Genomic DNA, 12,580 nt, shown 5'->3' on the forward strand with positions numbered 1-12,580 from the left:
TTAAGATTGAGAAGACTTTTCAGCTGATTTCTTAGCCTTCTGTGTTTTCCCGATCAGTCCGTCTTTTGCCTCGTTAAGGTCAAGAACTACGGTTTCTCCCTCGTTCAATTGCTTGTTTACCAGCATTTCTGCCAATAAGTCTTCAATATACTTCTGGATGGCACGTTTCAATGGTCTTGCTCCGAAATCTTTATCCCATCCTTTTTCAGAAATAAAGTCTTTTGCTTCTTCAGTAAGATCTACTTTATATCCTAATTTTTCAAGTCTGCCATAAAGTTTGTTCAGTTCAATATCAATGATTTTCTTGATATCATCCTGTACAAGAGAGTTGAAGATCACAATATCATCAATTCTGTTTAAGAATTCCGGTGCAAATGCTTTTTTAAGGGCATTTTCAATCGTGCTTCTTGCTCTTGAATCCGAAGTTGTTTTCTTCGCAGAAGTTCCAAATCCTACACCGTCTCCAAAGTCTTTAAGATCTCTTGTTCCGATGTTTGAAGTCAGAATAATGATGGTATTTCTAAAATCAATTTTTCTTCCTAAACTGTCTGTAACGTGTCCTTCATCCAAAATCTGCAACAGAATATTGAATACATCCGGGTGAGCTTTTTCAATCTCATCCAAAAGAACTACTGCATAAGGTTTTCTTCTTACAGCTTCCGTTAACTGACCACCTTCTTCGTATCCTACATATCCCGGAGGCGCACCTACTAGTCTTGAAACAGCGAATTTCTCCATGTATTCACTCATGTCAATTCTGATCAAAGATTCATCGGATTCGAATAGCTCTCTTGCCATTACTTTTGCCAATTCGGTTTTACCAACCCCGGTTGTTCCAAGGAAAATAAAGGTACCGATAGGGCGGTTAGGATCTTTAAGACCTGCTCTGTTTCTTTGAATAGCTTTAACAACTTTCTTCACAGCATCTTCCTGACCGATTACTTTTCCGTTCAGTTTCTCATCCATTTGGGCAAGTTTGTCAAGCTCGTTCTTACCAACTTTCGTCACAGGAACTCCGCTCATCATAGAAACCACTTCCGCTACATTTTCTTCTGTTACGGTTTCTTTTTTCTCTTTTACATCTTTATCCCATTTTTCCTGAGCCGAGTTAAGTTCCATCTGAAGACGTTCCTCCTCATCTTTCAGCTTTCTTGCTTCAAGGTAATCCTGAGCTTTTACAGCCTTCTGTTTCAGTTCTTTGATATCTTCGATTTTCTTTTCAAAATCAATGATTTCTGTAGGAACTTTCATGTTTTTGATATAAACACGTGATCCGGCTTCGTCCATCGCATCAATCGCTTTGTCCGGTAAGAAACGGTCTGTAATATATCTCGATGTCAGATTGACACAAGCCAGAATCGCTTCCGGAGTATAGATTACATTATGATGTTCCTCATATTTATCTTTGATCTGATTCAAGATCTGTACGGTTTCATCAATAGAAGTAGGTTCCACCATTACTTTCTGGAATCTTCTTTCTAAAGCTCCGTCTTTTTCAATATACTGACGGTATTCATCCAGGGTAGTTGCCCCGATGCATTGAATTTCACCTCTTGCCAAAGCCGGTTTGAACATATTGGAAGCATCTAAACTTCCTGTAGAACTTCCAGCTCCTACAATCGTATGAAGCTCATCAATAAATAGGATGACATCTCTGTTTTTCTCCAGCTCCGTCATGATGGCCTTCATTCTTTCCTCAAACTGACCACGGTATTTAGTTCCGGCAACTAAACTTGCCAGATCTAAAGTGATCACACGTTTTCCGTAAAGAACTCTCGACACTTTTTTCTGTTGAATTCTTAGTGCTAACCCTTCAGCAATGGCAGATTTACCAACTCCAGGCTCCCCGATAAGAAGAGGGTTGTTTTTCTTTCTACGTGATAAAATCTGAGAAACTCTCTCAATTTCTTTTTCACGGCCAATCACCGGGTCCAGTTTTCCATCCCTTGCCAAAGAAGTAAGGTCTCTACCAAAGTTGTCCAATGTAGGCGTTTTACTTTTTGCAGAACCTAGATTTCCTGTAGGCTTTCTCATTTGCTCAAATTCTTCTCTCTCATCATCATCATCGTAAGCACTCATCTGAGGAGACTGTCCTGAATTTTTAAGCATAGTCTGGTATTCTCTTGAAACTCCTTCGTAGTCGATGTCATAAGCTCCCAGAATATTTGAAGTAGGATCTTCATATTTATAAAGAATACCTAAAAGCAGGTGAACGGTATTAATTTCATTGCTTTTATACTGTCGGCATTCTAACTCTGCACGTTTAATAGCATGGTCTGCCATCTTAGTGAAAGAAATATTGGTAACCTCTTCAGAAATAGGATTAAGACTTGCTGTATTTAAAGTTTCAATTTTTCTTCTGATTTGTGTTAAATCCGCATTAAGGTTTTGAAGGATTTCTTTTGCAGAGTTTTCCGTTTTTATAATACCTAAAAGTAGATGTTCTGTATTAAGAAATTCACTTTTGAGCCTTTTAGCTTCGCTTTTGCTTTGTTTGAACACCTGGCTCAAACCTTGTGAAAACTTATAATCCATAATATATCTCATTAGAACAAAGGCAACATTACCTTTTATTCATTATCTAAATTACAAATATTTTACCAAAAATCAATTAATGACTTTATGGCAGAAAAAAATTTATTATCTTATTGAAAATGATTAAGTTTGTAACCTTAAATTTTCCCCATGAATTCTGAACTTACCACTTACATTGGCTATTCTGCTTCTCTTTTTATCGTATTGAGTTTCATACTGAAAGATGTAAAAAAAATCAGAGTGGTTAACATGATTGGCTGTATTTGTTTTGTCATTTATGGTATCTTTAATGGAATGCTTTGGCCGGTTATCATACCAAACGGGCTTATTTGTTTCATTCAAATCTATTATTTAATACTAGACAAGAAAGATTGATGAGGAAAAAAATTATTACTTCTGCTTTTAGTAATCTGTATACTGACCAACGGATAGAGAAGGTGTGCAAAACCCTTTTTGATAACGGGTATTCCATAGATCTGATTGGTAACGACTGGGAAGGAAATGAAAAAATGGAACGTCCTTATCCCTTTTCCAGAATAGGATTGAAGTCTAAAAGCCTTAAGACCGCTTATTTTGAATTCAACTGGAAATTATACAAAGAACTGAAGAAAAAAGCGGACAAAGATACGATTCTCCATGCCAATGACATTGATGCACTTCTGCCAAATTATCTCATTGCCAGAAAACTGAATATTCCGTTAGTCTTTGACAGTCATGAAATTTTCACAGAAATGCCATCGGTTCAAAACAGGTTTTCTCAGAAGTTCTGGAGAGTACTTGAAAGAAAGCTGGTGCCTCATATGGAACTGATGATGACAGAAAGTGAAAGCTATGCCGAATGGTTTCATGAACAGTATAATGTCAATCCGGTAGTGGTTAGAAATATTCCGAGAAAAATTCTTTCCGCACCGGAAATTCCTGAAAATCATCCAAAGATCATTCTGTATCAGGGAGCGATTAATCAGTCGAGGGGAATTGAAAAAATGATTGTGGCCATGCATCATATTAAAGATGCTGTTCTGAAAATTGCAGGTGACGGCCCGAAGAAAAAAGAATACGAAGAACTTGTTATTCAGGAGAAACTTCAAGATAAAGTCTTTTTTCTGGGTAAGCTGAAACCGGAAAATCTCAGGGAAATAACAAAAACCGCTGATGCAGGATTCAGTCTCGAAGAAAATAATGGAGTAAGCTACTATTATTCACTTCCTAATAAGGTTTGTGACTATATCCAATCGAGAGTACCGCTTGTGATGATTAATTTTCCGGAAATGCAAAGGATAAAAAATCAATTTAATGTAGGAGAAGTTATTCCGGATCATCAGCCTGAAACCATTGAAAAAGCAATCAATCTTGTTCTTCAGAGAGGAAGACAGTATTATCAGAGCGAATTAAATAAGGCAGCAGATGTATTTTGCTGGGAGAATGAAGAGACAAAAATCCTCCAACTTTTTGAAAAAGCATCCTGTAAATAATTTTTACAAAATTGGTTATCTTTGCAAAAGAAATTTGATTTAAAATGACCATTAAAGAAAAACAGCAGGAAATAATAGATGAATTCGCTTTTCTTGAAGATTGGGAGCAAAAGTATGAGTACATCATTGATCTTGGAAAAGAACTGAAAGGCTTGGCTGAAGATAAGAAAACAGAAGAAAATCTGATTAAAGGATGCCAGAGCAAAGTTTGGATTGATGCTGAATTTAAAGACGGGAAACTTTTCTTTAATGCAGATTCTGATGGTATTCTACCAAAAGGGATCGTTTCTCTTTTAGTAAGTATTTACAGTGGACATTCCACTCAGGAAATCCTGGATTCTGATTTTGATTTTATCGGAGAAATAGGACTACAGGAATTTCTTTCACCTTCCAGAGCTAACGGGCTTATGGCGATGACAAAGCAGATCAAGTTTTATGCAGTTGCTTACCAACTGAAATCATAACCGTGACCAGAATTTTAGCATATCGTTTTTCCGCATTCGGAGATGTTGCGATGACCGTACCTGTTTTCAGAGAATTTCTGGAGCAGAACCCCGGTGTGGAAATTATTATGGTCTCCAGGAAAAATTTTGAGGCGTTGTTTGCTGGAATTTCCAATGTAACTTTTAAAGGGATTGACCTGGATGACTACAAAGGTCTTTTTGGATTGAGAAAACTAAGTAATGAACTGATTCGTGAGTTTAATCCTGATTGTATTGCCAACCTCCATGATGTAATCCGAACCAAAGTTTTAGACAGAATATATAGAAGAAAGGGACTTAAGGTCTTTAAAATTAATAAAGGTAAAGAGGAAAAAGAACATCTTACGGATGTCTGGAATCTGGAAAAGATGCAGCTGAAAAAAACAGTGGAACGTTACGCTGACGTTTTTCGTGAAATGGGATTCAAAGTTGAACTTTCTCATCAATTAAGACCGGTTTCAGAACAAAAATCTGGAATTGGATTTGCTCCTTTTGCCCAGCATAAAGGAAAAATGCTCCCTTTGGAAAAATCCTATGAGTTGGTAAGAATTTTGGCTCAGAAACATACTGTATATTTCTTTGGAGGGGGTAAAAAAGAAACGGAAACTCTCGAAAAATGGGCAGAAGAGATTCCTAATACAAAAAACCTTGCCGGAACATTAAATCTTACGGAAGAACTCAATTATATTGCCGGGCTTGAACTGATGATATCCATGGATTCTGCCAATATGCACCTCGCAAGTCTTGTAGGAACGCGATGTGTTTCTATTTGGGGAGCTACTCATCCTTATGCCGGCTTTTTAGGATTCGGGCAAAGCGAAGAAGATGTTGTTCAGGTGGAAGACCTGAGCTGCAGACCATGTTCTGTCTTTGGAGATAAAGAATGCTACAGAGGCGACTGGGCTTGCCTTGAAGAGTTTAATATTCAGAAAGTGGTGGACAGGATTAATTTTTAAAAATAATCCTAACTATCTCATTAGCTTTGGTTTTATCAGAATGGTTTTTTTCTAAGACTTCCTTTCTCTTTTCAGTATCATGATAGTCCTTTCCAGCTGAGGAGATAATCTGTTGACGGATTTGGCTCATATCATCGCCATACAGGCATAAATTTGTTAAAACCGGATCATCTGTAATATTCCCGTTAATAATCACGAAACGGCTGTTGTAAAGCGTATTAAAAAGTTTCACCTTTGTTCCGGAATTCTGGTAAGAAATCAAAATATTGGCATGAGCATCTTCCAGAAGGCGGTAAAGATTTTCTGTGGTTTGTATAGGAGTGAGGCTGATGTTTTCAACTGTGGAAATCTTCCTTTTAATATCCTCACTGGCACGATCTGAGGCTACAACAAGCTGATATTGTGGAAGGGTTTTAAATAAGTCAATTGTTTCATTCAATGCTCTTTTGTTATCAGCGGTAGTAAGGTCTCCATGAAAGAGAAAATACTTTCCTTTTTGATCCAATTCCTTTACCGATTCATTACCGTGAAAGATATGAATCAGGTGTGCATTTTCCGAATAAGTTTGTACTTCATTATATTCCTTTTCAGATAAGGAGAATACAGCTTCAAATTTCTTTAAAAGTTTTTTCTGATATCCGGAATACTTCACAGATTCAATTTTGTAAATAATCTTTTTAAATGGGTTCTTCTCAGACACAGATAGGCCTTTATAATACTCTGATTCGTTATTGTGATGACGGAGGTAGAGTTGGTGTCTGTTATCCTTCAAAAACCGTACAATATGGGTTGTTTGCAAGCCTTCGAACAAGATAGGAGCTTTGTGCTTCTCCAGATTTTTAAGCAGGGTTTCAGAATCTCTGATGGCAACAGCGAAAGGTGTTCCGGAGAAATAAAGAAGTGGATTCTTTTTCTTTTGATAAAAAAACACATTTTCTGTCATCTCTTTGACTTCCGGATCAATCTTATGAGGGATTTGATCTACAAAACAATGTAGGTGAATTTTTATTCCCAGATCAGATAATGCCTTAACTTTATAATACACATCAATAATTCCACCATAGGAAGGAGGGTAGGGATAATTAAATGATATAAGATGAAGTTTATTCACAGCAAGCGAAATTCAAGTGAAGGCAAAGGTAGATAAATATAAGGAAAAGTGGAGGAGAAGCTTTATAAATTGCTTAGGGGTAAAATAAAAAAATCTCCCAGAAATCTGAGAGATTTTTTGTGGGTCCTGAGGGATTCGAACCCCCGACCCTCTGGGTGTAAACCAGATGCTCTGAACCAACTGAGCTAAGAACCCGAATTTTTTTGAAAGGTTTCGTTTCCTTTTCTGTGGGTCCTGAGGGATTCGAACCCCCGACCCTCTGGGTGTAAACCAGATGCTCTGAACCAACTGAGCTAAGAACCCTCTAGACTTGTTCTCTTGTTTAGAGTGGTGCAAATATACGACTTATTCTTTAATCTCCAAATTTTTTTCCAAAAAATCTCCCACTACAAAGTTGCTTCCGCCAATAAAAATCATTTCTTCTTTTGTACATTGTTCTTTTGCAGAGAGATACGCTTCCTGCACGGAATCAAAAATTTTATAAAAAATTTTCGCCTCCTGGAGCAGATTTTCGTAATCTTCGGGATGTCTTCCCCTGTTGATGGATGGTTTTGCAAAATAGAACTCAGAATTTTCAGGAAGTAAATTCATTACATCATCTATTTTTTTGTCATTCACAAACCCCAAAATAACATGCTTGTGTCTGTTAATTGAATTTAATTGTGAAAAAACATACTCCAGACCTGCCTGATTGTGACCCGTGTCACAAATCGTAAGTGGATGTTGTGAAAACTCGAACCAACGGCCAATAAATCCTGTATTTTGGTGAACATGGAGAAGTCCTTTTTCCAATGCTTCATCAGAAATATTTACTTTAAGCTTTCTTAATTCTTCTACAGCGGCCAATACAATTCTGATATTTTTCTTCTGGTAATTCCCTTTGAGATCAGATTCAAGGTTGGTATTTATAAGAGTAGCATCTATAAATGGAGCATTTTCTTTCGTTGCTTTATCCTGAATGATATTTCTAACGGCTTCATTCTCGTCACCGGAAATAATCGGGATATATTGTTTAATAATTCCAGCCTTCTCTGATGCAATTTCTTCGATGGTATCTCCAAGAATATTCTGATGATCCAGCTGAACATTAGTAATGGCCGAAATCAACGGTTTGATAATATTTGTTGAATCCAGTCTTCCTCCCAATCCTACTTCAATAATGGCAAAATCTACCTGCTGCTGATAAAAATATTCAAAAGCCATGATGGTCGTAAACTCGAAGAAAGAGGGACGGATGTCTTCCGGAATCGTTTTCAGTTTTTGAATAAAATCAAAGACAAATTCTTTATTACAGTTTTTTCCATTCACCTTTATGCGCTCTGTGAAGTCTATAAGGTGTGGAGAATTGTATAATCCTGTTTTATAACCGGCTTCCTGAAGAACCGATGCCAGCATATTGCTTGAAGAACCTTTTCCATTGGTACCGCCAATGTGAATACATTTTATTTTATCCTGAGGATTTCCAAAGAAAGCACAAAGCTTTGTAATGTTATCAAGCCCAGGTTTATAAGCCTTCTGTCCATCTATCTGATAGTTGGGCATCTGTACGAAAAGCCAGTCGATAGCTTCCTGATATTGTTCATTTGTCATGGTGCAAAATTCCCAAAAGTTTTTTTAAAATAAAATATAATTTTTCAATCTGTAACTTTTTTATATTTAATTCGTCTAATATTGAAAAATCTTAATATGAAATCGCTGTGATTTACATGGTATAGTACTTATGAAGATAACACGATTCCATATGACCATTAAAAACAAATAAACATATACAATATGAAAAAAGTTTGGATCATCGTTTTTGGATTAGGTTATCTGGGTTTAAGCGCTCAGAAGAAATGGTCCTTAAAAGAATGTGTAAGCTATGCAGTGGAGCATAATCTTCAGGTTATCCAAAATCAGTATAACAAACAAAACCAGGAATATAATCTTAAAGCAGCCCAAAAAGAATATTTACCATCTGTATCGGGGAGTATGACGAATGGGGTAAGTTTCGGGCAAGGCTCATTAGGAGCAGGAAGCTTTAGAAACGATAGATTCAATAACAGTATTGGTCTGGGTGCTGATATTTTGCTCTATAATAATGGAAGGTTAGAGAAAAATGTAAGAAAAGCCCAGTTTGATGTAGAAGCAAGCCAATACGACATTGAAACCATTAAAAATGATATTTCCCTTCAGATCGCTCAGCAATATCTGACTACTTTGTTGAATAAAGAGATTGTTAAAATCTCTCAGAGTGCCGTGGATAATGCGCAGAAACAGTTTGACAGAGCTAAAATCACAACTCAGGTTGGAACAACAGCCCAGACGGTTCTGGCAGAGGCTGAAGCTGCATTGGCAAGAGAAAAACAAAACCTTAAAACTGCAGAAGTAAACGTTGGACGTGCTTTGTTTGCCATCGTTCAGCTTTTACAGCTTTCAGATTATAAAGGTTTTGATGTGGAAGATGTAAATATTCCTGAAAAGCTTGATTTACAACTTACTACCGCGGATGAAGTGCTTACCACTGCGTATGAGATACAGCCTCAGATAAAAGCAGCGGAAAGCCGTATAAGATCTGCCGAAGCACAAACGGAAGTAAGCAAAACAGCATACTGGCCTACATTAACAGCGAGCGCTGGTCTTAATACTTTCTATAACAGACAATTTGATCCTATGCCAGGTACTGTACAGGGAACTTTTTTTGAACAATATAAAGATCAGTTCGGACAAAACGTGGGGCTATCACTGAATATTCCTATTTTCAATAAAGGGAAAACAAAACTTCAGGTAGAACAATCTAAAATAAATGAAAGTTTAGCCAAGAATTCCTTGGAACAACAGAAACAGACGGTAAGACAAAACGTACAGAAAGCTCAGTTTGATGCTGATGCCAATTATGAAACCTATCTGGCTGCAGTGGAAGCTGAAAAAAGCTCAAAACTGGCTCTTGATTTTGCCGATAAAAGTTATGCTGCCGGAAGAACCACTATCTACGACGTTAATGTGGCGAGAAATAATTATGCAAATGCACAAGGATCAGTAGCGCAAGCAAAATATAATTATCTTTTTAGTCTTAAACTATTGAATTTCTATGCAGGAATTCCATTAAGTTTGTAAAATGCCAATTCAATCATTAGAAAAATACTTACCTCAAAATACACTTAGATATTTAAGAGTCTGGTTTGCAGATTACTATATACATATAAAAGTAACAAGAAACAGAAATTCAAAGCTGGGAGATTACAGAAAACTTCCGGATAATTCTCATGAAATTACGGTAAATTCTACCCTTACCCCGCAGCTTTTTTTCTTTGTACTCACTCATGAGCTTGCTCATCTGATTGCTTTCGAAAAATATGGGCGAAGAATCTCTCCCCACGGTAATGAATGGAAAGAAACTTTCAGAAATATGCTTCTGGAAAGCCTTGAAATTTATGATGAAGAACTCAAACCTATCATTATAAAATTTTCAAAATCGCCAAAAGCCAATTTCATGGCAAGCCCTGATCTGGTAAGGTATTTCCATACTGAAAAACAGGATGATACTCTTCTATTTATCGAGGAACTTAAAAAGGGAGAATTTTTTATCTATCGCAACGAAAAGTATTTATTAGAAGGTCTGGTTAAAAAAAACTATCTTTGTAAGAACCTGGCTACTGGAAGGAAGTATTCTTTCAAGCCTTTAGCGAGGGTAGAAAAATGTAGCTAAGAATGTTAAAATCAGATAGATACTGCGTTATAATGGCCGGGGGAATCGGGAGTCGGTTCTGGCCTATGAGCACGCAGAAATTTCCAAAACAGTTTCAGGATATTTTAGGAACCGGACGCACAATGATTCAGCAGACCTATGACCGAATCAGCAAGGTAATTCCTAAAGAGCAGATATTCGTGATTACGAATAAAGAATATGTTCCTGTTTCCCATCAGCAGCTTCCGGAAATTCCTGAAGAGAATATTGTGGGTGAGCCGTTGATGAAGAATACAGCAGCTTGTAATCTGTATATGGCTAACAAAATTGCTGAGATCAATCCGGATGCAACAATGATTGTATTGCCGGCAGATCATCTGATCCTTAAAGAGGACGTATTTCTGGAAAAAGTAGAGCTGGCATTTGAGGTGGCTTCACAGCATGATTATCTGGTAACATTAGGAATAACTCCAACAAGACCCGACACCGGTTATGGCTATATTCAGTTTGTAGAGAAAAAAGGATCAGAATATTTTAAAGTAAAAACATTCACAGAAAAACCTATTCTTGAAATCGCCCAAAGCTTTTTGGAAAGTGGTGATTTCCTTTGGAATGCAGGAATTTTTGTATGGAATGTGAAAAGTATTCACCATGCTTTTGATCTCTATCTTCCTGAGATGATGCAGCATTTTATGGCTTGTGAGTATAACTCCGAAAAAGAAAACAGCTGTATTGAAACCATTTATCCGAAGGTTCAGAAAATCTCCATTGATAACGGGATTTTAGAAAAGGCAAAGAATGTTTACGTGATTCCTTCAGATTTAGGATGGAGTGATCTTGGTACATGGACTTCCGTCTATGAAAATACAGAAAAAGATAAAAACGGAAACGCTGTAAAACTGAAACATTTACTTTCTTATAATTCAAAAGGGAATATCATCCGCTTAAAGAATAATAACAAGGCAGTGATTATTGACGGTCTTGAAAACTACATTGTTGTAGATACAGATAAAGCGCTTCTTATCTGCCCAAGGGATAATGATCAGCTCATTAAAGATTATGTTCTTGATTTAAAAAACTTTAAAAAGGGCGAGAAGTTTATGTAATATTTGGTATATTTTCTGCTGATTTTTAAATTATGATTAAAACTGCAACCCGATTTACAATTCTTATATTTTCACTTTTGGGAGTCTTAGGATTTGCTCAGGAGAAGAAAAAGTTTTCAAGCATTCCTGCTATTTTACAGCAGATCAACCCTGGTAATAGGGTGGATTCATGGGTGTTGGTGTACAACAGCTATGGGAAAGGTCAGGAAATAAAGATTTCGGGTAAGGTAAATTATACTCCTCAATTCTCAGGATTCAATCTTTTCCCTAGTGAAGACAGCTTTTATTATATCGCTTATTCGGAAGGAGGTAAAGTAAATTACGTTACGGATGTCGAAGGATTGAAGAAGTTTGTAGATAGAATTGATAATGCTCAGGAAGCAGCTGTTGTATTAGCCGCTGACGGATATATGATAGATGAAGAGTTTAAGGACCTTGCGGGTAATTATCATGAAGATAAGTCGAATTACTATCTGGACCTTGGAAAGCTCACCTCAAAGGAATGTCCATACCAGAAAACACATTATACAGTAACACTCAATAAATCTACAGGTGCTGTAAACAATGTTAAAGACAATGGAACTTATATTGAGCTTTACAATAAAAAATGTGCTAATAACCCGAGACTTTTAAAAATCGAAAAAAAAGAAGAACCAAAGAAAGATGAGCCCAAAAAAACACCCAAGCGCAAATAATACCTATGAGACTGAACGATTGATCCTTCGCCCTATGTCCCGTGAAGACAAAGATTTTGTCTTTGAACTTTATAACAGGCCAAAATTCATTCAACATATTGGCAACCGCAATGTAAATTCCATTGAAGATGCTGAAAATTACATCTTAAACAGATTTGCCCCACAGATTGAAAGGCTGGGATTTGGAAATTATATTTTAATAACCAAAGATGGAAATGAAAAAGTAGGTGCGGTAGGAATCTTCGAAAGGGAAGGACTTGATATTGTGGATATTGGATATTCTTTGTTGGAAGAGTTCGAAGGTAAGGGCTATGCTTTTGAGGCAGCTCAGAAGGTTAAATCGATCGGAATGGATGATTTCGGATTAACAAAAATATCAGCCATTATTTCAAAGGATAATATTTCTTCCCAAAAGCTGATTGAAAAATTAGGTTTGAGGTTTAAAAAACACGTCATACTTCCAGGTGAAACCGAAGAACTCAACTATTACGAAACAGAATAATAAATCTATAAAAAAATATTTTCACAAATAGCACAATAATGTATCTGGGTTATT

At 36.6% G+C, this 12,580-nt stretch carries 12 protein-coding genes and 2 tRNA genes; 9 read left to right on the forward strand and 5 right to left on the reverse strand.

What is annotated here, in order from left to right; all coding sequences use genetic code 11:
• Positions 1 to 2,535, reverse strand: a complete 2,535-nt coding sequence (locus tag DEU39_RS13670; RefSeq protein ID WP_062673756.1) for an ATP-dependent Clp protease ATP-binding subunit — start codon at positions 2,533 to 2,535, stop codon at positions 1 to 3.
• Positions 2,536 to 2,685: 150 nt separating this feature from the next.
• Between DEU39_RS13670 and DEU39_RS24715 the strand changes: the two genes are divergently transcribed.
• The 4 genes from DEU39_RS24715 to DEU39_RS13690 are packed head-to-tail and all read left to right on the forward strand — an operon-like array spanning position 2,686 to position 5,445.
• The gene (locus DEU39_RS24715) at positions 2,686 to 2,910 is read left to right on the forward strand and encodes a hypothetical protein (RefSeq protein WP_062672881.1); all 225 of its coding nucleotides are present in this window, start codon (positions 2,686 to 2,688) and stop codon (positions 2,908 to 2,910) included.
• Positions 2,910 to 4,007 (forward strand): glycosyltransferase, encoded by a 1,098-nt coding sequence (locus tag DEU39_RS13680; protein WP_062672883.1) that lies wholly within the window; start codon positions 2,910 to 2,912, stop codon positions 4,005 to 4,007. The genes DEU39_RS24715 and DEU39_RS13680 overlap by 1 nt, the downstream gene beginning before the upstream one ends.
• A 44-nt stretch (positions 4,008 to 4,051) precedes the next feature.
• Positions 4,052 to 4,471 (forward strand): SufE family protein, encoded by a 420-nt coding sequence (locus tag DEU39_RS13685; RefSeq protein WP_062672886.1) that lies wholly within the window; start codon positions 4,052 to 4,054, stop codon positions 4,469 to 4,471.
• A 50-nt stretch (positions 4,472 to 4,521) separates the two neighbouring features.
• Positions 4,522 to 5,445, forward strand: a complete 924-nt coding sequence (locus tag DEU39_RS13690; RefSeq protein WP_120232638.1) for a glycosyltransferase family 9 protein — start codon at positions 4,522 to 4,524, stop codon at positions 5,443 to 5,445.
• On the opposite strand, the gene DEU39_RS13695 is transcribed toward DEU39_RS13690, so the two are convergent.
• From DEU39_RS13695 to DEU39_RS13710, 4 genes are all read right to left on the reverse strand, one after another.
• Positions 5,435 to 6,556, reverse strand: coding sequence for a hypothetical protein (locus tag DEU39_RS13695; RefSeq protein WP_120232345.1), 1,122 nt, complete (start codon positions 6,554 to 6,556; stop codon positions 5,435 to 5,437). The two genes, DEU39_RS13690 and DEU39_RS13695, sit on opposite strands and share 11 nt — an antisense overlap.
• 120 nt (positions 6,557 to 6,676) lie before the next feature.
• Positions 6,677 to 6,751, reverse strand: a tRNA-Val gene (locus tag DEU39_RS13700).
• 33 nt (positions 6,752 to 6,784) lie between these two features.
• A tRNA-Val gene (locus DEU39_RS13705) sits at positions 6,785 to 6,859 on the reverse strand.
• 42 nt (positions 6,860 to 6,901) lie between these two features.
• Positions 6,902 to 8,146 (reverse strand): bifunctional folylpolyglutamate synthase/dihydrofolate synthase, encoded by a 1,245-nt coding sequence (locus DEU39_RS13710; protein ID WP_120232346.1) that lies wholly within the window; start codon positions 8,144 to 8,146, stop codon positions 6,902 to 6,904.
• A 183-nt stretch (positions 8,147 to 8,329) separates the two neighbouring features.
• On the opposite strand from DEU39_RS13710, the gene DEU39_RS13715 reads away from it, so the two are divergent.
• From DEU39_RS13715 to DEU39_RS13735, 5 genes are read left to right on the forward strand one after another with little or no spacing between them, the layout of a single operon-like run.
• On the forward strand, positions 8,330 to 9,652 hold the full coding sequence (locus DEU39_RS13715) for a TolC family protein (RefSeq protein WP_062672892.1): 1,323 nt from the start codon (positions 8,330 to 8,332) through the stop codon (positions 9,650 to 9,652).
• 1 nt (position 9,653) lies between these two features.
• Positions 9,654 to 10,244 carry a SprT-like domain-containing protein gene (locus tag DEU39_RS13720; RefSeq protein ID WP_062672894.1) on the forward strand — a complete coding sequence of 197 codons (591 nt, stop codon included), beginning with the start codon at positions 9,654 to 9,656 and terminating at the stop codon, positions 10,242 to 10,244.
• A gap of 2 nt (positions 10,245 to 10,246) precedes the next feature.
• On the forward strand, positions 10,247 to 11,329 hold the full coding sequence (locus DEU39_RS13725) for a mannose-1-phosphate guanylyltransferase (RefSeq protein ID WP_228432360.1): 1,083 nt from the start codon (positions 10,247 to 10,249) through the stop codon (positions 11,327 to 11,329).
• Positions 11,330 to 11,361: 32 nt separating this feature from the next.
• Positions 11,362 to 12,024 (forward strand): hypothetical protein, encoded by a 663-nt coding sequence (locus DEU39_RS13730; protein ID WP_120232347.1) that lies wholly within the window; start codon positions 11,362 to 11,364, stop codon positions 12,022 to 12,024.
• A complete protein-coding gene (locus DEU39_RS13735; RefSeq protein ID WP_120232348.1) occupies positions 11,993 to 12,526 on the forward strand; it encodes a GNAT family N-acetyltransferase in 534 nt (177 codons plus the stop codon). Before DEU39_RS13730 ends, DEU39_RS13735 begins: the two co-directional genes overlap by 32 nt.
• Positions 12,527 to 12,580 lie beyond the last annotated feature (54 nt).

The organism is Chryseobacterium sp. AG363, assembly GCF_003610675.1.
Classification (GTDB): Bacteria; Bacteroidota; Bacteroidia; order Flavobacteriales; family Weeksellaceae; genus Chryseobacterium; species Chryseobacterium cucumeris.